Origin of the sequence: Roseobacter insulae (genome assembly GCF_019375555.1) — a bacterium.
GTDB lineage: Bacteria > Pseudomonadota > Alphaproteobacteria > Rhodobacterales > Rhodobacteraceae > Roseobacter > Roseobacter insulae.
Genome location: NZ_JAHXDN010000003.1, coordinates 446,126 through 467,015, shown reverse-complemented (window position 1 = coordinate 467,015; position 20,890 = coordinate 446,126). Strand labels below are relative to the sequence as shown.

The 20,890-nt window shown below is 63.2% G+C and carries 17 protein-coding genes; 11 read left to right on the top strand and 6 right to left on the bottom strand.

What is annotated here, in order from left to right:
- Nucleotides 1–17: 17 nt before the first annotated feature.
- The 3 genes from KX928_RS13755 (at nucleotide 18) to KX928_RS13745 (ending at nucleotide 2,638) form a co-directional block, all read left to right on the top strand.
- Nucleotides 18–911, top strand: coding sequence for a PfkB family carbohydrate kinase (locus KX928_RS13755; protein WP_219503518.1), 894 nt, complete (start codon nucleotides 18–20; stop codon nucleotides 909–911).
- Nucleotides 908–1,834, top strand: coding sequence for a pseudouridine-5'-phosphate glycosidase (locus KX928_RS13750; protein WP_219503514.1), 927 nt, complete (start codon nucleotides 908–910; stop codon nucleotides 1,832–1,834). The genes KX928_RS13755 and KX928_RS13750 overlap by 4 nt, the downstream gene beginning before the upstream one ends.
- An 81-nt stretch (nucleotides 1,835–1,915) precedes the next feature.
- Complete coding sequence (locus KX928_RS13745; RefSeq protein WP_219503512.1) at nucleotides 1,916–2,638, top strand: DUF502 domain-containing protein; 723 nt, start codon at nucleotides 1,916–1,918, stop codon at nucleotides 2,636–2,638.
- Nucleotides 2,639–2,640: 2 nt separating this feature from the next.
- On the opposite strand, the gene KX928_RS13740 is transcribed toward KX928_RS13745, so the two are convergent.
- Both KX928_RS13740 and KX928_RS13735 read right to left on the bottom strand, forming a co-directional pair.
- Nucleotides 2,641–3,678 (bottom strand): patatin-like phospholipase family protein, encoded by a 1,038-nt coding sequence (locus KX928_RS13740; protein WP_219503509.1) that lies wholly within the window; start codon nucleotides 3,676–3,678, stop codon nucleotides 2,641–2,643.
- Between the two features lie 64 nt (nucleotides 3,679–3,742).
- Nucleotides 3,743–4,516, bottom strand: coding sequence for a 3-hydroxybutyrate dehydrogenase (locus KX928_RS13735; protein WP_219503857.1), 774 nt, complete (start codon nucleotides 4,514–4,516; stop codon nucleotides 3,743–3,745).
- A gap of 350 nt (nucleotides 4,517–4,866) precedes the next feature.
- Here KX928_RS13735 and KX928_RS13730 point away from each other — a divergent pair, with 350 nt between their 5' ends.
- Both KX928_RS13730 and KX928_RS13725 read left to right on the top strand, forming a co-directional pair.
- Nucleotides 4,867–6,684, top strand: a complete 1,818-nt coding sequence (locus KX928_RS13730; RefSeq protein ID WP_219503504.1) for an extracellular solute-binding protein — start codon at nucleotides 4,867–4,869, stop codon at nucleotides 6,682–6,684.
- Between the two features lie 51 nt (nucleotides 6,685–6,735).
- Nucleotides 6,736–7,389 carry an aquaporin gene (locus KX928_RS13725; protein WP_219503501.1) on the top strand — a complete coding sequence of 218 codons (654 nt, stop codon included), beginning with the start codon at nucleotides 6,736–6,738 and terminating at the stop codon, nucleotides 7,387–7,389.
- Here the strand turns inward: KX928_RS13725 and KX928_RS13720 are convergent.
- On the bottom strand, nucleotides 7,386–8,006 hold the full coding sequence (locus tag KX928_RS13720; protein ID WP_219503498.1) for a helix-turn-helix domain-containing protein: 621 nt from the start codon (nucleotides 8,004–8,006) through the stop codon (nucleotides 7,386–7,388). The two genes, KX928_RS13725 and KX928_RS13720, sit on opposite strands and share 4 nt — an antisense overlap.
- Before the next feature lie 64 nt (nucleotides 8,007–8,070).
- Between KX928_RS13720 and KX928_RS13715 the strand changes: the two genes are divergently transcribed.
- The 3 genes from KX928_RS13715 (at nucleotide 8,071) to KX928_RS13705 (ending at nucleotide 11,573) form a co-directional block, all read left to right on the top strand.
- The gene (locus tag KX928_RS13715) at nucleotides 8,071–9,585 is read left to right on the top strand and encodes a class I adenylate-forming enzyme family protein (RefSeq protein ID WP_219503494.1); all 1,515 of its coding nucleotides are present in this window, start codon (nucleotides 8,071–8,073) and stop codon (nucleotides 9,583–9,585) included.
- Nucleotides 9,582–10,223 carry a DsbA family oxidoreductase gene (locus KX928_RS13710; RefSeq protein ID WP_219503491.1) on the top strand — a complete coding sequence of 214 codons (642 nt, stop codon included), beginning with the start codon at nucleotides 9,582–9,584 and terminating at the stop codon, nucleotides 10,221–10,223. The genes KX928_RS13715 and KX928_RS13710 overlap by 4 nt, the downstream gene beginning before the upstream one ends.
- A 156-nt stretch (nucleotides 10,224–10,379) precedes the next feature.
- Nucleotides 10,380–11,573, top strand: coding sequence for a multidrug effflux MFS transporter (locus KX928_RS13705; protein WP_219503854.1), 1,194 nt, complete (start codon nucleotides 10,380–10,382; stop codon nucleotides 11,571–11,573).
- On the opposite strand, the gene mfd is transcribed toward KX928_RS13705, so the two are convergent.
- Together mfd and KX928_RS13695 are read right to left on the bottom strand one after the other, a co-directional pair.
- Nucleotides 11,574–15,038, bottom strand: a complete 3,465-nt coding sequence (gene mfd / locus KX928_RS13700) for a transcription-repair coupling factor (protein ID WP_219503489.1) — start codon at nucleotides 15,036–15,038, stop codon at nucleotides 11,574–11,576.
- Between the two features lie 33 nt (nucleotides 15,039–15,071).
- Nucleotides 15,072–15,563 (bottom strand): component of SufBCD complex, encoded by a 492-nt coding sequence (locus tag KX928_RS13695; RefSeq protein ID WP_373274802.1) that lies wholly within the window; start codon nucleotides 15,561–15,563, stop codon nucleotides 15,072–15,074.
- A 157-nt stretch (nucleotides 15,564–15,720) separates the two neighbouring features.
- Between KX928_RS13695 and hemB the strand changes: the two genes are divergently transcribed.
- Nucleotides 15,721–16,725: a porphobilinogen synthase gene (gene hemB, locus KX928_RS13690; RefSeq protein WP_219503485.1), complete on the top strand. Its 1,005-nt coding sequence runs from the start codon at nucleotides 15,721–15,723 to the stop codon at nucleotides 16,723–16,725.
- A gap of 106 nt (nucleotides 16,726–16,831) precedes the next feature.
- Nucleotides 16,832–17,398, top strand: a complete 567-nt coding sequence (locus KX928_RS13685; protein ID WP_219503483.1) for a lipid-binding SYLF domain-containing protein — start codon at nucleotides 16,832–16,834, stop codon at nucleotides 17,396–17,398.
- 51 nt (nucleotides 17,399–17,449) lie between these two features.
- Here the strand turns inward: KX928_RS13685 and KX928_RS13680 are convergent, their stop codons facing one another.
- Complete coding sequence (locus tag KX928_RS13680; protein ID WP_219503481.1) at nucleotides 17,450–18,322, bottom strand: NAD(P)-dependent oxidoreductase; 873 nt, start codon at nucleotides 18,320–18,322, stop codon at nucleotides 17,450–17,452.
- Nucleotides 18,323–18,423: 101 nt separating this feature from the next.
- Between KX928_RS13680 and KX928_RS13675 the strand changes: the two genes are divergently transcribed.
- Nucleotides 18,424–20,889 carry a penicillin acylase family protein gene (locus tag KX928_RS13675; RefSeq protein ID WP_219503479.1) on the top strand — a complete coding sequence of 822 codons (2,466 nt, stop codon included), beginning with the start codon at nucleotides 18,424–18,426 and terminating at the stop codon, nucleotides 20,887–20,889.
- Nucleotide 20,890 lies beyond the last annotated feature (1 nt).

Here is a 20,890-nt window from a genome sequence, read left to right as displayed (position 1 = left end):
CCGGTCACAAGGCTGTCATGACGGCGACACCGGATATTTTATGCATTGGGTCTGTCCTCTGGGACGTGATCGGGCGCTCGGCCAGCGCGATGCGTCAGGGGTCTGACGTGCCGGGGCGGATCACGCGCCTGCCCGGCGGCGTGGCGATGAACATCGCCATGACCCTTGCGCGATTTGACCTGACGCCCGCGCTGCTGACGGCGATAGGCCGGGATGCCGAAGGTGACGAACTGATCGCGGCCTGCGCCGCGCGCGGCATGATCACCGACACAATCTACCGGTCCGATGATCTGCCGACCGACATTTACATGGCCGTTGAAGGTGCAAACGGCCTGATTGCCGCGATCGCCGATGCGCATTCGCTCGAAGCTGCCGGGTCCAAGATACTGGCGGCCCTGTCCGACGGTCGCCTTGCGACCGCCGAGGCGCCCTACAGGGGGCTGGTGGCACTGGATGGCAACCTGACACTCAACCTGCTCGGCGATATCGCGCGCAGCCCGCTGCTGGCGCAGGCCGACCTGCGCGTGGCCCCCGCCTCGCCCGGAAAGGCCGAGCGTCTGGCCCCCTTTCTGCAGGCCGGGCGCGGAACCCTCTATGTCAACCTCGAAGAGGCGGGCCTGCTGTGCCAGACGCGCTTTGACAGCTCGCGCGCCGCAGCCGAAGGTTTGCTGAAACGCGGGGCGGCGCGGGTGCTGGTCACCGATGGCGGCGCGGATGCCACCGAAGGCCGCCCAGATGGCCTGATGACCCTGACGCCCCCGCAGGTGCTGGTGACGCGGGTGACCGGTGCCGGTGATACCTTTATGGCAGCGCATATCGCCGCCGACGCCGGCGGTGCCCCCGCCGGAGAAGCCCTGAGCCGCGCCCTGCAGGCCGCCGCAACCTACGTGTCCGGAGAAACCGCCCTATGACCGCCCTGCCCCTGATCCTATCCACCGAAGTGGCCGCCGCCAAATCCTCCGGCCGGCCCGTTGTGGCGCTTGAATCCACCATCATCACCCATGGCATGCCCTATCCGCAAAACCTCGACGTCGCCCGCGAGGTCGAAAACGAACTGCGCGCGCTGGGTGTGACACCTGCCACCATCGCAGTGATCGCGGGCAGCCTGCACATCGGGCTGGAGGACGGCCAGCTTGAAAAACTTGCGCAGGCCAAATCGGTCGCCAAACTGTCGCGCGCGGATCTTGCGGCGTGCATGGCCACCGGCGGGACCGGGGCGACAACCGTCGCCGCCACCATGATCGCGGCCCATGCGGCGGGCATCCGGGTCTTTGCCACGGGCGGTATCGGCGGGGTGCACCGGGGCGCGGAGGACAGTTTCGACATTTCCGCCGACCTGATGGAGCTGGCGCAAACCCCGGTGACTGTCGTGGCTGCTGGTGCCAAGGCGATACTGGATGTCGACAAGACGCTGGAAGTGCTCGAAACACAGGGTGTGCCGGTGATCGCGGTGGGGCAGGACAGTTTCCCGGCGTTCTGGAGCGCCGCATCCCCCCTGAAGGCGCCGCTGCGGATGGACAGCGCGGGCAGCATTGCCCGGGCGCATCACATGCGCGGCCTGCTGGGCCTGCCCGGCGGCCAGCTGGTGGCCAACCCCATTCCGCAGGAAGACGAGATATCGGCAGAGACGCTTGCCCCGATCATTGCGCAGGCCCAGTCGGATGCAGATGCGCATGGTATCCGGGGAAAGGCGGTGACACCCTACTTGCTGCAACGGATCTTTGAGCTGACCGAAGGACGGTCGCTGACGGCCAATATCGCGCTGGTGCGCAACAATGCCCGGCTGGCCGCCGCGATTGCCTCTGAATTGAACGGTATGTCACGCCTTGCGTGAAGTTGAGCCCTTTGGCATCGGACGCCCATTGTGAAGCTCTCCCAAAGCGCCTAACTACAGCTAACCAGTCTGAGAAATGTTATGAATACGCCGTTTGATCCCGAGCCACCGCTCACCCGCCGAAGCCTTTTTGCCCGTTTGCGCGCGTCCTTTCTGACCGGGCTTGTCGTGATCGCGCCCGTCGGGCTGACGATCTGGCTGATCTGGTCCGTCGTCGGATGGATCGACGGGTTCGTCCTGCCGCTGGTGCCGGGCTCGTACCAGCCCGACCGGGTGCTGCAGGACTGGTTGGGCCTTGATCCGGAGATCCAGATCAACATCCGCGGCATCGGCGTGGTGATCTTCCTGGTCTTCACCGTGATCGTCGGGTGGATGGCCAAGGGCATCATCGGACGGTCCCTGATCCGCTACGGCGAAAGCCTTGTCGAGCGTACCCCCGTCGTGCGCACGATCTACTCCGGGATCAAGCAGATCTCGGAGACGGTATTTGCCCAGTCCGAGCGGTCGTTCGAGAAAGCCTGCCTGATCGAGTACCCGCGCCGCGGCATCTGGGCGATCGGCTTCATCTCGACCGGCACCAAGGGCGAAATCGCCGCCCGCGCGAACAACGCCGATCCGATGGTCAGTATCTTTGTGCCCACCACGCCAAACCCGACATCCGGATTCCTGCTGTTTTTCCCCGCGGATGACATCATCGAACTGGAGATGACGGTGGAAGACGCGGCCAAACTGGTGATCTCGGCGGGTCTTGTCTATCCCAACGGCAAGGATCCGACGCGGCCGCCAAAGGAAAATGCCGCCTGACGCTACTGGAACATCTCCACCAGATCGACCGAACTGCGGGTGTTGAGGTCTGATTTATGGTGCGTGATAAAGGCATCCGCCGCTTTCTGGCCCGCCTCCTTCAGCCGTGACAGCGTGAAGGGCGTCGGTACCAGTTTTGTGGCGACCGACAGCTCGTTCATCAACGCATCATCCGCGATCATATGCACCAGAACGCGGCTCTTCTGCTCGGTCGACAGCGCGCCCTTTGCCAGCAGCCGCTGCACGAATTCGATGGCGCGCAATTCACGCAGCAGCGAGGAATTGAAGCTGATCTCGTTGATCCGGTTCTGGATGGCCTGCGCGGTGCGCGGGATCCCGGTGCGTTCCAGCGGGTTGATGTTGATGATCAGGATGTCATCGGGCAGCGCGGGGTTGAACAGCGGAAAGAGCGCCGGATTACCGGTATAGCCGCCGTCCCAAAATGCCTCTTTCAGACCGGTCTCCGCATCCTCGACCTCGACGGCCTGAAAGATCGTCGGCAGACAGGCGGAGGCGAGAATGGCATTCGTGCTGATCTCGCTGTCCTTGAACACCCGCACCTTGCCGTTGCGCACGCGGGTGGCGCAAATGAACAGACAGGGGCCCTTGCCGCCCTCCTCATGCACGGCATCAAGATCGAACTGCTCGACGATTTCGCGCAGCGGGTTGCGATAAAACGGCCCGTAGCTATAGGGCGACACCGCGCGCGACCACGCGTCCGCGGCGATGACCGGCCATGAATACTCAAGCGCCTGGCTGAAGTCGGACAGCGAGAACGGCACCATCCATTCCGGCAGGCGCATCTCGGGCCGCGCGCCAACCTCGCGCCACAGCCAGTCCAGCCGGTCGCGCGCGCCCTGCCGTCCGCCATCGATCATGCCGGATTTGAGCGCGGCCCCGTTCAGCGTGCCGGCAGAGGTGCCGGAGATGGCGGCGATGTGGATGTCTTCTTCGCACAACAGCCGGTCCAGCACCCCCCATGTGAAGGCACCATGCGCGCCGCCGCCCTGCAGGGCCAGGTTGATCCGCTTGACCGCCATGTGATGTCCTTCCACTCACGATTTCTCTGGTTTGGAAATATCCCCGCCGGAGGCAAAGAAGTTCTTATAGCGCAGTCCAGCCGCCATCGACGCTGATGGTGGTACCGGTGATCTGGGCCGCGGCATCCGAGCACAGGAAAGTCGCGGTGCCGCCCATCTGCTCCACGGTGGCGAACTCCTTCGAGGGCTGCCGGGTCAGCATGACCTTCTCGATCACCTCTTCCCGCGACATGTCGTATTCCTTCATCGTGTCGGGGATCTGCTTTTCGACGATCGTGGTCAGCACGTATCCCGGGCAGATCGCGTTGGCGGTGATCGGCTCCTGCGCGGTTTCCAGCGCGGTTGTCTTGGTCAGCCCGACAACCCCGTGTTTGGCCGCGATATACGCCGCCTTGTAGGGCGAGGCCGTCAACCCGTGCGCGGAGGCGATGTTGATCACCCGCCCCCAGCCGGCAGCCCGCATCTTTGGCAGGGCCGCGGCTGTGGTGTGAAAGGCCGAGCTCATGTTGATGGCGATGATCGCGTCCCATTTTTCCGCCGGAAAGTCGGGGATCGGCGCCACGTGCTGGATACCGGCATTGTTCACCAGGATATCGCAGGATCCGGCGTCCTCGATGAGGCGGCGGCACTGATCGCCCCTGGACATATCGGCCTGGATGTACCTTGCGGTCACGCCCGTCTCCGCAGCCAGCTTGGCCGCCAGCGCATGATCCTCCTCACTGTCGGTGAAAGAGTTCAGCACGACATCCGCACCCGCCCGCGCCAGCTCATATGCGATGCCCAGCCCGATGCCCGAGTTCGATCCGGTGATGACGGCCGTTTTGCCTGCCAGTGAAATTTCGAATGCCATGTCGCGTCCCTTTCCCGTTGTCGCAATGCTGCGTTGCACACATAATGCCCTGCTGCGTCTGCAAAGGAAACGCCCATTTCACTCAAGGTTGTGTGTCCCGGGGGCGTACTCCACCCCACGCAGAACAGTTTGCCAAACGGACAGGCACAAAAAAAACGCCTGCACAAGGCAGGCGTTAAGTTATTGAGGCAGGTTTCATACAGGCAAGAAACCTATCGAGCAGTGACCTTGTTATAAGCAATCTCGCGCCACAGGCCAAGCTAAAAGTTTGATAAGACGTAAATACCTCGGTAGTCTCAGCCTCAAGAAAACAAGGGCAGCAGGGGATTGTCTCCAATATGGGTACTGTTTATTTCCGTGCGTCCAAGCGGATTTTTGCCATGTGGCTGGCGATTCTCTGGGCATCCACGGCCCAGGCGGAACCGTCTCACGGGATATCTATGTATGGCACGCCTGCCCTGCCACCTGATTTTGTGTCACTGCCTTACGTACGCCCCGATGCCCCCAGGGGTGGCAGTATCACCCTTGGCAATACCGGCGGGTTCAACAGTCTGAACCCCTTCGTGCGCAAGGGCACGGTTCCGTGGCAGCTGCGCTTTCTCACCCATGAAAGCCTCATGGGGCGCTCCTGGGATGAACCCTTTACGCTTTACGGGCTTCTGGCCGAATCAATCGAGGTGCCGGACGACCGGTCATGGGTGGCCTTTACCCTGCGCGAAAACGCCCGGTTCTCGGACGGCTCCCCTGTGACGGTCGAGGATGTCATCTTTTCATATGAGCTGCTCGGCACCGAGGGGCACCCGCGCTATCACGGACTGGCCCAGCAGATTGACAGCATTGAGAAAACCGGCCCGCGTTCGCTGCGCATCGCGTTCAACACGGACAACCGCGAACTGGCCCTGCTGGCCGGGATGCGCCCGATCCTCAGCCGGGCGCAGTGGGAGGGCCGCGATTTTGCCAATGCGCCGCTGGATGCTGTCCCGCTGGGCACCGGCCCTTACGTTGTGGCCGGGTACGAGGCCGGTCGCTTTGTGCAACTGACCCGCAATACCGACTACTGGGGGGCCGATGTGCCTTTCCGGCGCGGCACGCATAACTTCGACAGCATCAAGCTTGATTTTTACGGCGACGCCGCCGTTTTCTTCGAAGCCTTCAAGGGCGGCGACGTGTCGGCCCTGCGCGAGTTCAACGCGGAGAAATGGGCCACCCAGTATGATTTCCCGGCGATCACGCGTGGCGATGTCATCAAGTCGGAAATACCGCATGAAAAACCCTCCGGCATGACCGGTTTCGTGATGAACACCCGCACGGCGCCGTTTGACGACTGGCGCGTGCGCGAAGCGCTGATACAGGCGTTCAATTTCGAATTCATCAACGATACGCTGACCGGTGGCGTGCAGCCGCGGATCACCTCGTATTTTTCCAATTCCGGCCTTGCGATGCGCCCCGGTCCGGCCTCCGGCCCGGTGGCTGACCTGCTTGCGCCGTTTGCGGCGGATCATCCGCCCGGCGCGCTCGATGGTTACGCGCTGCCGGTCAGCGACGGTTCTGCGCGCAATCGCAAAGGCATCCGCAAGGCGATGGCACTGCTGGAAGAGGCCGGCTGGACCGCAGAGGGCGGCGAGATGCGCAACAGCGCCGGGGAGCCGCTGGCCTTCACCATTCTGCTTGCCCAGGACAGCAGCGAAAACCTCGCCATCGCCGATCTTTACGTGACCGGGCTGAAACGCCTGGGCATTGATGTCACAATCGAAACGACCGACAGCGCGCAATACACCGAGCGCACCAATGCCTTCGATTTCGACATGACCTATTTCCGTCGCGCATTGTCCCTGTCGCCGGGCAATGAACAGCGCTTTTACTGGGGGTCCGACGCGGCGGAGCAACCGGGCTCGCGCAACTGGATGGGGGTATCCTCGCCCGCCGTGGACAGCATGATCGACACGATGCTGACCGCCCGGGACGAGGATGAATTTGTTGCCGCCGTCCGCGCGCTGGACCGCCTGTTGACCGCCGGGCGCTACGTGATCCCGTTCTGGCAGTATACGCAGACGCAGATCGCCCATATCCGGGAAATGCGGTACCCCGAGCGCGTGCCCGTCTATGGCGACGGGCCGAATTTCATGCCGGAAGTCTGGTGGTACGATCCGTCGTGACGCGCCGGACCGGCCCGGCCCCGGGGATGACCAGACCGTGAAAGATATTCCATGATCCGAAAACTTGCTGCCGAGGCCCTGGGGACCGCCTTGTTGATCATCTCGGTGCTGGGCAGCGGCATCATGGCGGCCGATCTTGGCGCCGGGAATGTCGCCGTGATGTTGCTGGCCAATGCCATCGCCACGGGCTGCATGCTGTATTGCATCATCACGGTGCTGGGCCCGGTTTCGGGCGCGCATTTCAATCCGGCGGTGACACTGGCCTTTTTGTTGCGCAGAAAACTCCCGCCGCGACAGGCGACGCTTTATGTCGCCGCACAGATCGCGGGCGGGCTGGCGGGGGTGTGGATCACCCATGGGATGTTCGATCTGGACCTGCTGCAAACCGCCTCGACGATGCACCGCACCGGCGGGGCGCAGTGGTTCTCCGAAGTCTGTGCCACCTTCGGCTTGCTGTTCGTGATCTTCGGCGGGCTGAAGGCGCGGCCCGAGGCGGTGCCGGCGCTTGTGGCGCTCTATATTACCGGTGCCTACTGGTTCACCGCCTCAACCAGCTTTGCCAATCCGGCGGTGACCATCGCGCGCGGCTTTTCCGATACCTTCGCGGGTATCTACCCCGGCCATATTCCCGGTTTCATCATCGCGCAGGTTGTCGGTGTGGGCCTTGCGCACCTGATCCTGCCGAAACTGGTCGGGCGGCATTAGACGAGCGAAGTGACCCAGAGGATATTGGCGTCCTCTTCGCTGACCGAGACAACATTGTGCCCCATCGTGGCGTCATAATAGGCGCTGTCGCCGCGGCGCATTTCAATGGGCTCGTAGAACTCGGTATAAAGACGGATGACCCCGGTGAGCACGTAGAGGAACTCTTCACCATCGTGGCGCACCCAGCCGTCGAATTCCTCCATCCGCCGCGCGCGGACACGGGCGCGATAGGGCAGCATCTGTTTCTTGGTCAGCGTTTCCGCGAGCAGTTCATGTTCATAGGTCACCGTGGCCTGCGCGGTGCCCTGCCCGGTCTTGGTCACCGCCAGGCGCCCGTTCACCTGCCCGGCCCGGGGCGGGGTAAACAATTGCGGGATCGAAATATCCAGCCCGACCGCAAGCTTTTTGAGCGCGTCATAGGTGGGAGACATCTGACCGTTTTCGATTTTGCTGAGCGTGGAGCGCGCCAGCCCCGCCTGACCTGCCGCCTGTTCCAGCGTCCAGTCGCGGGCCTTGCGCAATTCGCGCACGCGGCGACCGAGATCAACCGGCGCGCCGTTTTCCTCGTGACCGCCCTGGCGGGCGATCTGGATCAGGGTTTTGGGGTCAGCACTCATAGAGTAGCTATAGGGCGAAGCCGCCGCGCTTGCAACGCGGGCGGCGTCGAGCTAGCACGCGCCCATGGTATCGCTTTTCGATGAGGGGGCACCCCCACCCTGCCCCGCGCCGTTCAACATGGCGGCTTACGTGCTCGCACAGGCCGACCGGCTGCCCGACAAGGAGGCCCTGCTGATCGTCGGTGCGCAGAGCGTGGAGAGGTGGACGTACAGGGAATTGCTGGACTGCGTTTTGGCCACCGGTTCGGGTCTGTTGCAGAACGGTCTGGTGCCGGGTGATCGGGTGCTGATGCGGCTGGGCAACACGGTTGATTTCCCCGTTGCCTATCTGGCCGCCCTCGCGGTCGGCCTCGTGCCCATTCCGACCTCCGCCGCGCTGACGGAGGCCGAAACAGCGGCGATTATCGCGGATATGCACCCGGCGGCGGTGTTGCACGATGCGACCGTCGCCTGCCCGACGCATCCAAACCGCATCGATCTGCCAACCCTGCGGCGGTTCCGGATGCTGCCCCCGGCGGCCTTTCTGCCCGGGGCGCCCGACCGGCCGGGATACATCATCTATACTTCCGGCACCTCGGGCATGCCGCGCGCCGTGGCGCATGCGCACCGGGCGATCTGGGCGCGGCGCATGATGTTCGACGGCTGGTATGGGCTGACGGCAGGTGACCGGGTGATGCACGCCGGGGCGTTCAACTGGACCTACACGCTGGGCACCGGGCTGATGGATCCCTGGACCGTGGGTGCGACAGCGCTGATACCGGCTTCCGACACGGCGCCCCGGGCGCTTCCGCGCCTGCTTTGCCAGCATGAGGCGACGATTTTCGCAGCAGCACCCGGCATTTACCGGCAACTGCTGAAAGATGCAGACCCGATGGATTGCCCCAGCCTCAGACACGGGTTGAGCGCGGGGGAAAAGCTGTCGCCACGTATTGCCGAGATGTGGCAGGCGGCCTCGGGCACCCCTGTTTTCGAGGCCTATGGCATGTCGGAATGTTCCACCTTCATCTCGGGTGCCCCCGGGGCACCGGCGGATCCCGGCGCGCTGGGGCGTCCGCAACCGGGCCGCCGCGTGGCGCTGCTGGATGCCGACGGCCCGGTGCCGGTCGGGCAGGAAGGCACGATCGCGGTGCACCGGGATGATCCCGGCCTGATGCTGGGCTACCTCAACGCCCCGGAAGAGACCGCCGCCAGATTTCAGGGAGACTGGTTTCTGACCGGCGATCAGGGGGTCATGTCGGAGACCGGGCAGATCACCTACCTGGGACGCAATGACGACATGATGAACGCAGGCGGATACCGGGTGTCACCCATCGAGGTGGAGAGCGTGCTGACCGCCCTGCCCGGTATTTCCGCCGTGGCGGTCACGGATGTGGAGGTAAAAGCCGATGCGCGGGTGATCGCCGCCTTCTACACCGGGCCGGAGGCTCTGGACGATCAGCTGTTGCGCACCTATGTGTCTGACAAGCTGGCGCGCTACAAACAGCCGCGTCTCTATTTTCACATGCCGGAACTGCCCCTGGGCGCGAACGGCAAAATCCTACGGCGTGCGCTGCGTGCCGCAGCCGAGGCACCTTCATGACCAACCCCATCAAGCTCGATATCATGTCAGACCCGATTTGCCCGTGGTGTTACATCGGTAAAACCCACCTGGACAAGGCGCTGGCCGAACACCCCGGTCATCCCTTCCGGATCGAGTGGCACCCCTTCCAGCTGAACCCCGACATGCCGCGCGAGGGGATGGATCGTCGCGATTATCTGGAGGGTAAATTCGGCGGCAAGGAGGGCGCGGTGCGCGCCTATGCCCCCGTGGTCGAACATGCGAAGGCCGCGGGTCTGCAGATTGACTTCGAGGGGATGAAACGCACGCCCAATACGCTGGACGCACACCGGCTGATCCACTGGGCCGGGATCGAAGGCCGCCAGACCGCCGCTGTCGCGGCGCTGTTTGACGCGTACTTCGTACAGGCGCGTGACATCGGGGATCACGACGTTCTGGCCGATATCGCCGATGGCATCGAGATGGACGCCGCCGTGGTGCGCAAACTGCTTCAGTCGGATGCCGACGAGAAAGACATCCGTGACCGCGATGCGCACAGCCGCGCGATGGGGGTGAATTCGGTGCCGACCTTCGTTGTCGCCAACAAACATGCCGTTCCGGGCGCGCAACCGCCAGAACTCTGGGCCAAGGTTATCGCGGAGCTGACAGCCGCCGCCTGAGGGCATATGCGCCCTGCGCGGATGCAGGCGGAATTGTGTGAAAATGTGACGTTGTCTGGACTACAACTCTGAGTTACACCCGTTCAGACCGGGGTCGCATATTTCGCGATTTCCGTCGGGAGTCGAATTGTGTCGCAGCCAGTATCACAGCCCGCAATGGGGCGGGTTGAATTTATCGCCTTGATGGCCATGATGTTTGCCACCATTGCGTTTTCAATTGATGCGATGCTGCCCGCGCTGCCCAACATCGCGCAGGAACTGACGCCACAGGACCCGACCCGCGCACCCCTGATCATGACCTCCTTCGTGATGGGTATGGGAATCGGCACGTTCTTTACCGGCCCCCTGTCGGATGCCTATGGACGCAAGACCGTGATGGTCAGCGGGGCGGCGCTGTATGTCATCGCCTCCGCCATTGCCTGGGCCAGTTCGACCTTCGAGGTTGTGCTGGCCGCCCGAATTCTTCAGGGCGTGGGGGCTGCCGGGCCGCGTGTCGTGTCGATCGCGGTGATCCGCGATCTGTTTTCCGGGCGTGAAATGGCCCGGATCGTCTCCATCGTGATGATGATCTTTACGCTTGTGCCCGGGGTTGCACCGACGCTGGGCTACGTCATTATCTCGACAAGCGGGTGGCGCGGCATCTTCATGGCGTTCATCGTGTTTTCCGTCATCTCCGTGCTGTGGCTTGGCTTTCGGCTGCCAGAGACGCTGCCGCGCGAAAACCGCAGGCCGCTGAAGATAAAGCTGCTGACGGGGGCTGTCCGTGAAATGTTCGCCCATCCCGTCGTGCGCCTGTCGATTGTCGTGCAGACCCTGTGCATGTCGATGCTTTTCACCGTGCTGATGCTGATCCAGCCGGTGTACGAACATATCTACAACAAGCAGGACAGCTTTCATTTCTGGTTCGGCGGCATCGCCCTGGTGTCTGCCATCGCCAGTTTCCTCAATGCCTTGCTTGTCGTTCGTCTCGGGATGCGGCGGCTTATCACGATGGCGCTGGCGGTGCAGGTGGTGTTGTCGGCAACGGTGCTGATCCACAATGAAACCTTCGGTGTCAGCTCCTTCGCCATCTTCGCGCTGTGGCAGGCCTACGTGTTCTTTCAGGCGGGTCTGACAATCGGCAACCTGAACGCCATCGCGATGGAACCCATGGGGCATATCGCAGGCATGGCCGCCAGCGTGATCGGAGCCGTTTCCACCGTGCTGGCCGCCCTTATCGCATCGCCCATCGGGTTGCTTTTCGACGGGACGATCCGGCCGCTTATCGGCGCTGTTTTCGCCATGGCGCTGCTGGCTTTTGCCCTGATGCGCTACATGGGCACTGTCGAAGAACGGCTGCCGGCAGAGTAATCAGCTGGCCCTGGCCCTTTTGGCCTTCTTCTCCGCCACGACCTTTTCAGCCAGATCGCGGGCAATCGCAAAAGCCCCCTTGATCTTATCGGCATCCACCTTCCAGTCGCGGCGCACGACAATCCTGTTGTCCCTGACCTTGGCCATGCCGCGCTGGTCCTGAATGAACTCGACAAGGCCCTTGGGCGAGGCGAATTTATCATTGTGGAACTGGATCGTCGCGCCCTTCGGCCCGCCATCCAGCTTCGCGATTCCGGCGCGCTTGCACATCGCCTTGATGCGGACCACCAGCATCAGTGTGTTGACCTCGCGTGGCAGCTTGCCGAACCGGTCAATCAACTCGGCGGCAAAGCCCTCCAACTCAACCTTGGTACTCAGAGAACTGAGCCTGCGATAGAGACCCAGCCGCACATCCAGATCGGGCACGTAGTCTTCGGGGATCAGCACCGGCACGCCGAGGTTGATCTGCGGGGCCCATTGATCGTCGGCCTCGCTGAGACCCTCCATCTCGCCGGCTCGGATCTTGGCAATCGCCTCTTCCAGCATGGACTGATAGAGTTCAAACCCCACGTCACGCATCTGGCCCGATTGCTCCTCGCCCAAGAGGTTGCCCGCACCGCGAATGTCCAGATCCTGGCTGGCGAGGGTGAACCCGGCCCCCAGCGTATCCAGACTGGAAAGCACGCGCAGGCGTTTTTCTGCCGTGGCGGTGAGCCGCGCCCGCGGTTTCGTCGTCAGATAGGCGTAGGCCCGCGTTTTCGACCGTCCGACGCGACCACGGATCTGATAAAGCTGCGCCAGTCCGAACATGTCCGCCCGGTGCACGACCATCGTGTTGGCCGTCGGGATATCCAGACCGGATTCAACAATTGTGGTGGCCAGCAGGACGTCGAATTTGCCGTCGTAAAAGGCGTTCATCCGGTCATCCAGCTCACCCGCCGCCATCTGCCCGTGCGCCACCACATAGGTCAGCTCGGGCAGTTGCGATTTCAGGAAATCCTCGATCTCCGGCAGGTCGGAAATACGCGGCACAACGTAAAACGACTGGCCGCCGCGATAGTGCTCGCGCAGCAGCGCCTCCCGCAGGGTCACGGTGTCGAATTCGCTGACATAGGTGCGGATCGCCAGGCGATCCACCGGCGGCGTGCCGATGATACTGAGATCGCGCACCCCGGTGAGGCTGAGCTGAAGGGTGCGCGGGATCGGCGTCGCCGTCAGGGTCAGCACGTGGATGTCGGTGCGCAGCTGCTTGAGGCGCTCCTTATGCGTGACGCCGAAATGCTGTTCCTCGTCGATAACGAGCAGCCCGAGGTTCTGGAAGCGGATGCCCTTGGCCAGCAGCGCATGGGTGCCGATCACGATGTCCACGGTGCCACGCGCCATGCCGTCACGCGTGGCATTGGCCTCCTTTGCGCTGACAAAGCGGCTGAGCTGGCGGACGTTGATCGGGAACCCCCGGAACCTGTCTGCAAAGCTCTTGTAATGCTGGCGCGCGAGCAAGGTCGTGGGGGCAATCACCGCCACCTGTACGCCCGACATGGCGGCCACGAAGGCCGCGCGCATCGCCACTTCGGTCTTGCCGAAGCCCACGTCGCCACAGACCAGCCGGTCCATCGGGGTGCCGGAGGTCAGATCGTCGATCACGTCGCCGATGGCGCGCAGCTGATCGTCGGTCTCCTGATACGGAAAGCGGGCGGAAAACGCGTCCCACATCCCCTCTGGCGGTTCCAGCACCGGGGCCTTTCGCAAAGCGCGCTCCGCCGCCACGCGGATAAGTTTGTCCGCCATCTCGCGTATGCGCTCTTTCAGCCGCGCCTTCTTGGCCTGCCACGCGCCGCCCCCCAAGCGGTCAAGCAGCCCCTCCTCGTGCCCGTATTTAGAGAGCAGTTCGATGTTCTCGACCGGCAGGTACAGCTTTGACCCTTCGGCATATTCCAGCAGGATACACTCATGCGCCGCACCTGCGGCGGTGACCACCTCCAGCCCCTTGTAGCGACCGATGCCGTGATCGACATGCACGATCAGGTCACCGGGGCTGAGCGATTGTGTCTCGGTCAGGAAATTTTCCGCCCGCCGCTTCTTCGCGGGTCGCCGGATCAGCCGGTCGCCCAGCACGTCCTGTTCGGAAATGACCGTCAGCCCGGGTGCTTCGAAGCCATGTTCCAGCGCCCAGACGGCCAGATGCAGCCCGCGTTTTCCGATGCGGCTGGCGTCTGGCACGGGGATCGCTTCGGCCAGCCCTTCGTCTTCGATCAGCCCCGTCAGACGTTCGCGCGCGCCTTCCGAATAGCTTGCGATCAGCACCGGGACATCCTGCATCTTTACCTTAACATGTGCTGCTAATGCACCGAAAAGGCTTAAGGATTCCTGTTGGCGCTCCGGGGCGAAGTTGCGTCCGATACGCGCGCCGGCGTCGGTAACACCGGGGCCGGTGGGTTGAGGCAGTGCCGCAAGTTGCAGAACGCGACGGTCTTTCGTCTCTGCCTGCCACGCCGCGTCATCGAGGTAGAGCGCGGCGGGTGGGCCGGGCTTGTAGACGCTGTCCATCCTGGACCGGTTGGCCATGGCCAGCCGGCGCGTCTCGTATTGATCGGCGATGCTGTCCCAGCGGGCCAGACGGCTTGGCGTGACCTGATCATCGAGGGTGATCGCCGCATCCGGCAGATAGTCAAACAGGCTTTCGAGCGTTTCGTGAAAAAACGGCAGCCAATGCTCCGCACCCTGGTGCTTGCGCCCGGCGCTGATCGCCTCGTACAGCGGGTCATCTGTCCCCGCGGCGCCGAATTCGATGCGGTAGTTCTGCCGGAACCGGGTAATCGCGCTCTCATCGAGGATGATTTCGGAGACGGGGGCCAGTTCCACCACGTCGAGCTTTTCGGTTGTGCGCTGCGTGGCCGCATCGAAGCGCCGCGCCCCGTCCAGCACATCGCCAAAAAAGTCCAGCCGGACCGGGCCCATGTCACCGGGCGGAAAGATATCGATGATGCCGCCACGGATGGCGTAATCACCCGGCTCCGTCACGGTAGGGCTTTGCACGAATCCCATCCTGACGAGGAAGGTGCGCAGGGCCGCTTCATCCACCCGGTCGCCGACGCGGGCGCTGAAGGCGGCGTCCTTCAGGGTCGCTCGTGCCGGGATGCGCTGCGTGGCGGCGTTAAGGGTCGTCAGCAGGATGAACTTATCCGGCATGCCGTGCACGAGCGCCGCAAGCGTCGCCATGCGCTGAGCCGAGATATCGGCATTGGGCGAGACGCGGTCATAGGGCAGACAATCCCACCCGGGAAACACCATGACCGGCATATCGGGGGCAAAAAACCGCAGCGCCGCCCGCAGCGCCGCAAGCCGCTTGTCATCCCGCGCCACGTGCAGCACCGGCCCGTCGTGCCGCTGCAATTCGGACAACAGGAACCGGGCGTCGAACCCCTCGGGGACGCCGGAGACGGTGATATGGGAGCGCTCAGCCATGGGCTGCTTCAATTGGGCTTCGGGCGCGCCGAGTCAACCGCCCAAAGGACCAATGTTCATGTTTTGATACATGCCCCAGAGCGCGGTCACGAAGATCGACAGCATGCCGGTGATCTGCACGTAGAGACGGTGCCGCGTCAGCCGGCGCCGCAATTGTTCGCCTTCCGCCTGCTCCTGATGGATGAGCCGCGCGGTGGACAGGGACAGCAGCCCGACGATCGACATCGGGAAGCCCAGCAGAAACAGGGCCTGGGCAATCTCGAGCTGGTAAGCAAAGCCCAGCACCGCAAGCGCCGTCAGCAAAAAGCACCCGAAGCCCAGCAGCCACAACCCGGAGACATTGGCGATGTAGAGCAATCTGTTGGTGTTGATGCGTGTCAGGTCTTCGAGGTCCTGCTCCGCCTGACCGCCATTCCTGCGCGCGCGCAGCACCATGTCATACGGCACACCAAGCACCCAGTGGCTGGCCGTTGACCACATGACGGCGAGTGCGATCCAGAACCACAGGTTCGAGAAGGACCGCATGTCGATCAGTTCGAAGACGCTTTGATAAAAACTCAAGGGATACGGCTTTTGCTACATGTTTTGATCCTCTTAGCCTTGCTGTGCGGCAATTCCTACCCTTGGCTTGCAGAAAAATCCGTGCCAAGCATGAAGTGTCTCCCAAACTGGACACCTGACCATGCGCCCCACCCAAGCTGCCTTTCCCGCCACCCGCCTGCGCCGCGCGCGTCAAAGTCCGGCCATTCGCGCGCTGACCCGGGAAAACAGCCTGAGCGCCGATGATTTCATCTGGCCGGTGTTCGTGCGGTCCGGCGATGGGATGGAGGAGCCCATTCCGTCGATGCCCGGCGTGTTCCGGCGGTCTGTCGACAGGATTGTCGAGGCTGCACGGGAGGCCGCCGATCTGGGTATTCCGGCCATTTGCATTTTTCCCTACACGGGGATCGAGGAACGTACCGAGGATTGCGCGGGCGCCTGGGACCCGGACAATCACGCCAACCGCGCGATCCGCGCCATCAAGAAGGCGGTGCCGGACATCGCGGTGATGACGGATGTGGCGCTGGACACCTACAACATCAACGGCCACGACGGCTTTGTCGAGAATGGGGAAATCGTCAATGACCGCACCATCGAGGCGCTGGTCAAGATGACGCTCGCGCAGGCCGACGCGGGCGCGGATATCATCGGGCCGTCCGACATGATGGACGGGCGTGTCGGGGCCATGCGCGCCGCTCTTGAGAACGCGGGCCATCAGAGGGTGATGATCCTGAGCTATGCCGCCAAATACGCCTCGGCCTTTTACGGGCCGTTCCGGGATGCGGTGGGCGCATCGGGCGCTTTGACGGGGGACAAGAAGACCTACCAGATGGATCCGGGCAATTCAGACGAAGCCCTGCGCCTCATCGAACGCGATCTGCGGGAAGGCGCGGACATGGTGATGGTGAAACCGGGCATGCCCTACCTCGACATCTGCCGCCGGGTGAAAGACACCTTCGGCGCGCCGACCTATGCCTACCAGGTCTCCGGCGAGTTCAGCATGATCCAGGCCGCGGCGGAACACGGCTGGATCGATGGGGAAAAGGCGATGCTGGAAAGCCTTATCGCCTTCAAACGAGCGGGCTGCGATGGCATTCTGACCTATTTCGCGCCCGCCGCCGCCCGCATCCTGAACGCCCAGCGATAAGCCGCGCAGTCACACAGCTTTTAAGTGACAGGGGCGGACAATCGGCGTATGTTCGCGCATAAGTCGGAGCAACCGGCAATCGAGCAACAAATTACAGGCGGATAGCATGAAAAATTCAGGACTCTCACGCAGAGTGTTCACTCTGGGCGCGTTGGCGGGCGTGTCCGTTACGGCAGCTTGTGGCAATGGCGTCGGATCGCGCGGGGCGGCGACCATCGACGCGCGTGTGGACGCCACCCTTGCGGAAATGTACCGCAGCTACCCCAACACCCGGAACCTTGCAGACAAGGCCAACGGAATGCTGGTGATGCCGCTGGTCACCGAGGCCGGATTCGGCCTGGGCGGCGCCTATGGGCGCGGCGCGTTGCGGGTCAATGACGTGACGGTGGATTACTATTCCACCACGCAGCTGTCCGGCGGCTTCCAGATCGGCGCACAGCAATACGCGCATGTTCTGTTCTTCATGACCGAAGAAGCCCTGACCAACTTCCGCCGCTCACCGGGCTGGGCCGTGGGCGGCGACGTCGAATACGTGATCTCTGATCAGGGCGACGGCGCGAAAGCGGAAACCACGACCGCCCTCGCACCGGTGCTGGCCGTGGTCTTCGGTCGCGCGGGGCTTCTGGTGGGGGCCACGCTGCAGGGCACCAAATATTCCCGCATCATTCCATGAAGCAGATCAGCGCCCCGGCTTTTGCCGGAGCGCACCGCACCGGGATAACCGTCAGCCGAGGGCCTGCAATCGCTTGAACAGGCTGGAGGTATCCCACCGACCGCCGCCCATTTTCTGCACGTCCTTGTAGAACTGATCGACCAGCGCCGTGACCGGCAGGCTTGCACCGGTCTCGTTGGCGGTGGACAGGCAGATGCCAAGGTCCTTGCGCATCCAGTCCGTGGCGAACCCGTGTTCGAACTGATCGTTGAGCATTGTCTCGTAGCGGTTGGTCATCTGCCAGCTGCCCGCAGCACCCTGGCTGATCACTTCGACCACCGCGCGGCCATCGAGCCCGGCCTTATCGGCGAAATGCAGTGCTTCGCTCAGCCCCTGAACGAGACCGGCAATGGCAATCTGGTTGCACATCTTGGTCATCTGGCCGGCACCGCTGTCGCCGATGCGGCGGCAGATCTTTGAGTAGATCTCCATCACCGGCAGGGCGCGGTCATAGGCGCCCGCATCGCCACCGCACATGATTGACAGGGCCGCATTCTCGGCCCCCGCCTGCCCGCCCGAGATCGGCGCGTCAATGAAACTGACCTGCCGGTCGTTGGCTGCGGCGTACAGCTCCCGCGTGACCGCCGCCGAAACGGTCGTGTGATCGACAAAAACCGTGCCGGAGGCCATGCCCGCAAAGGCCCCGTCCTCCCCCAGACAGACGGACCGCAAATCATCATCGTTGCCGACGCAGGCCATCACGAAGTCCGCCCCCGCCGCGGCCTCGCGCGGTGTTTTCGCCATCGCGCCGCCATAGGTCGTGACCCAGTCTTCCGCCTTCGTTGCGGTGCGGTTATAGACGGTTACATCGTTGCCTGCCTTCTGCAGATGCCCGGCCATGGGGCCTCCCATGACGCCCAGTCCCAAAAATGCCAGCTTGGCCATAGATTAACCTTCCCTATTACGTGTTGATTTACGCTTCTGTCCTACCTAACAGTCAAATCCCAAGGGTCAACCGAACGACCCAAATCAGACAAGGGGCGCAGATGGGTCAGGTCTTTACATGGCTGATGCGAATTGCGGGGGCATTGGTGGCGCTCGTCGTGTTGGGTGTGGGTATGGTGTATTACCTCGCGGCGCGGTCGCTGCCCGATTACGACAAGGTGCTGGAACTGCCTTACCTGACCGCGCCGGTCGAGATCGTGCGCGACAACGCCAATGTGCCGCATATCTTCGGCGAGGCCGATCTGGACGTGTTTTATGCACTGGGATACGCCCATGCGCAGGACCGTCTGTGGCAGATGACAATGCTGCGCCGCACCGCGCAGGGACGGCTGTCAGAGGTATTCGGCGCGGCCACGGTCAATATCGACAAGCTGTTGCGCCGGCTGGATATTTACGCGCGCGCGGTCGCGTCGGTTGACGTGCAGGATGAAGAAACCCTGCAAATTCTGCGCGCCTATGCGACCGGCGTGAATGCGCGGCTGGACGAGATCAACAGCTCCGCTCTGGGACGTGGTGCGCCTGAAATGTTCGTGTTCAACGCGCCGGTGTCGGCATGGCGCCCGGCAGATTCGCTGGCGATCATCAAGTTGATGGGTCTGCGACTGTCGAGCCATCTGGATGCAGAGGTGTTGCGCGCCCGGATGTCGCTGGCCCTGCCGAATGCCAACCGGCTGAAGGACATTCTGCCCGATGCGCCCGGCAGCGGCGTTGCTGCCTTGCCGGAATACGCACAACTCGTGCCCGGTGTGGCACGCTTCGCCGAAAGCCAGCCACATGAGGCGCATCGGCTGTCGCCTTTCCAGCGCAGGGCCTTTGCCGGGGCTTCCAACGTCTGGGCTGCGGCCCCGACGCGCTCGGCGTCGGGTGGCACTTTGCTGGCCAATGATCCGCATCTGGGCTTCACCGCCCCGGCGATCTGGTACCTCGCGCGTCTGGAACTGCAGTCCGGTGGCGTCATCGGGGCTACCATTCCCGGCATGCCGGTGGTGCTGAGCGGGCGCAGTGCCGATCTCGGGTGGGGTCTGACCTCCGCGGGCATGGACGATCAAGACCTCTATATCGAGGAGGTGAACCCGGAGAACCCCGAGGAATACCGCACACCCGATGGTTTCAAGGCCTTCGAGACACGCGGCTCCATCATCAACATCAAGGATGCGCCCCCCATCACGATCACCCTGCGGTGGACCGACAATGGCCCGGTGCTGCCCGGCACGCATTACAACCTGGCCAGCATCACGCCCAAGGGGCATGTCGCGTCGCTGGCCTGGACCGTCCTGAGCCCCAAGGACACCACGATGAGCGCCGCGCTGCGGCTCATGCGGTCGAACTCCGTGCGCGATGGTCTGGTGGCGATCGAAGGGTTTGTCGCCCCGGCCCAGAACCTGATGCTGGTGGATGCCAATGAGATCGCCATGAAGATGATCGGCGTGATGCCCCGCCGTGATGCGCGCCATCAGAGCCAGGGGCGCCTGCCAAGCCCGGGATGGATCGAGGCGAACCGCTGGCAGGGGCGCCTTCCCTTTGCGTCGAACCCGGAGTTCATTGCGCCCAATGGCGGGATACTGGGCAATACGAACAACAAGACGGTGGATCGACCTTTCCCCAACCACGTCTCCTTTGACTGGAGCGATACCCAGCGCATTCAGCGGTGGCAGCGGCTGATGCAGGCGCGCGAAGTCCATACCCGCGACAGTTTCATCGAGGCGCAACTCGACACCGTCAGCTTCACCGCGCGGTCACTGTTGCCGCTGATCGGGGCGGAGCTGTGGTTTACCGGCGAGGCGGCCCCCGAGGGCACCCCCCTGCGGCAGCGACAGCGCGCCTTGACGCTGCTGGCGGGATGGTCCGGAGAGATGAACGAGCATATGCCCGAGCCGCTGATCTACTCCGCATGGCTGCGCAGCCTTCAGGCCCGCATGGTGCAGGACGAACTGGGACCGCTGGCCAGCGAATTGACCCATGTCGAACCGCTGTTCATCGAACGCGCCTTTCGCAACATCGACGGGGCCGCCGTCTGGTGCGATGTCATCCAGTCAGCCCCTGTGGAGACATGCTCCGACATGGCGCGGCTGGCGCTGGACGACGCCCTGATCTGGATCGAGGAGACATGGGGCCCGGCGCTGGAATCGCTGCGCTGGGGCGATGCGCATCAGGCGACCCATGATCACCCCGTTCTGGGCGATGTCCCGATCCTGCGGTATTTCGTCAACATCCGGCAATCCACCAATGGCGGTGACAATACCCTGCAGCGCGGATTGACCGCGGGAACCGGCCCGGACCCGTTCCACAATGTGCATGGCGCGGCCTATCGCGGCGTCTATGATTTCGCCGATCCTGACAGTTCCGTCTTCATCACCTCCACCGGCCAGTCCGGGCATTTCCTGTCGCGTCACTACGACGACATGGCGCAGCTGTGGCGACGCGGCGAATACATCCCGATGTCGCTGGACGAAGATCTTGCGCGCGCGGCTTCCGTGGGTGTGACCGTGCTGAGACCGGTGCAATAGG

Bases quoted from the DNA above. Each gene is read 5' to 3' on its own strand.
- KX928_RS13755 (WP_219503518.1), top strand. From the start codon at position 18: ATGACGGCGACACCGGATATTTTATGCATTGGGTCTGTCCTCTGGGAC.
- KX928_RS13750 (WP_219503514.1), top strand. From the start codon at position 908: ATGACCGCCCTGCCCCTGATCCTATCCACCGAAGTGGCCGCCGCCAAA.
- KX928_RS13745 (WP_219503512.1), top strand. From the start codon at position 1,916: ATGAATACGCCGTTTGATCCCGAGCCACCGCTCACCCGCCGAAGCCTT.
- KX928_RS13740 (WP_219503509.1), bottom strand. From the start codon at position 3,678: ATGGCGGTCAAGCGGATCAACCTGGCCCTGCAGGGCGGCGGCGCGCAT.
- KX928_RS13730 (WP_219503504.1), top strand. From the start codon at position 4,867: ATGGGTACTGTTTATTTCCGTGCGTCCAAGCGGATTTTTGCCATGTGG.
- KX928_RS13725 (WP_219503501.1), top strand. From the start codon at position 6,736: ATGATCCGAAAACTTGCTGCCGAGGCCCTGGGGACCGCCTTGTTGATC.
- KX928_RS13720 (WP_219503498.1), bottom strand. From the start codon at position 8,006: ATGAGTGCTGACCCCAAAACCCTGATCCAGATCGCCCGCCAGGGCGGT.
- KX928_RS13715 (WP_219503494.1), top strand. From the start codon at position 8,071: ATGGTATCGCTTTTCGATGAGGGGGCACCCCCACCCTGCCCCGCGCCG.
- KX928_RS13710 (WP_219503491.1), top strand. From the start codon at position 9,582: ATGACCAACCCCATCAAGCTCGATATCATGTCAGACCCGATTTGCCCG.
- KX928_RS13705 (WP_219503854.1), top strand. From the start codon at position 10,380: ATGGGGCGGGTTGAATTTATCGCCTTGATGGCCATGATGTTTGCCACC.
- mfd (WP_219503489.1), bottom strand. From the start codon at position 15,038: ATGGCTGAGCGCTCCCATATCACCGTCTCCGGCGTCCCCGAGGGGTTC.
- KX928_RS13695 (WP_373274802.1), bottom strand. From the start codon at position 15,563: ATGCGGTCCTTCTCGAACCTGTGGTTCTGGATCGCACTCGCCGTCATG.
- hemB (WP_219503485.1), top strand. From the start codon at position 15,721: ATGCGCCCCACCCAAGCTGCCTTTCCCGCCACCCGCCTGCGCCGCGCG.
- KX928_RS13685 (WP_219503483.1), top strand. From the start codon at position 16,832: ATGAAAAATTCAGGACTCTCACGCAGAGTGTTCACTCTGGGCGCGTTG.
- KX928_RS13680 (WP_219503481.1), bottom strand. From the start codon at position 18,322: ATGGCCAAGCTGGCATTTTTGGGACTGGGCGTCATGGGAGGCCCCATG.
- KX928_RS13675 (WP_219503479.1), top strand. From the start codon at position 18,424: ATGGGTCAGGTCTTTACATGGCTGATGCGAATTGCGGGGGCATTGGTG.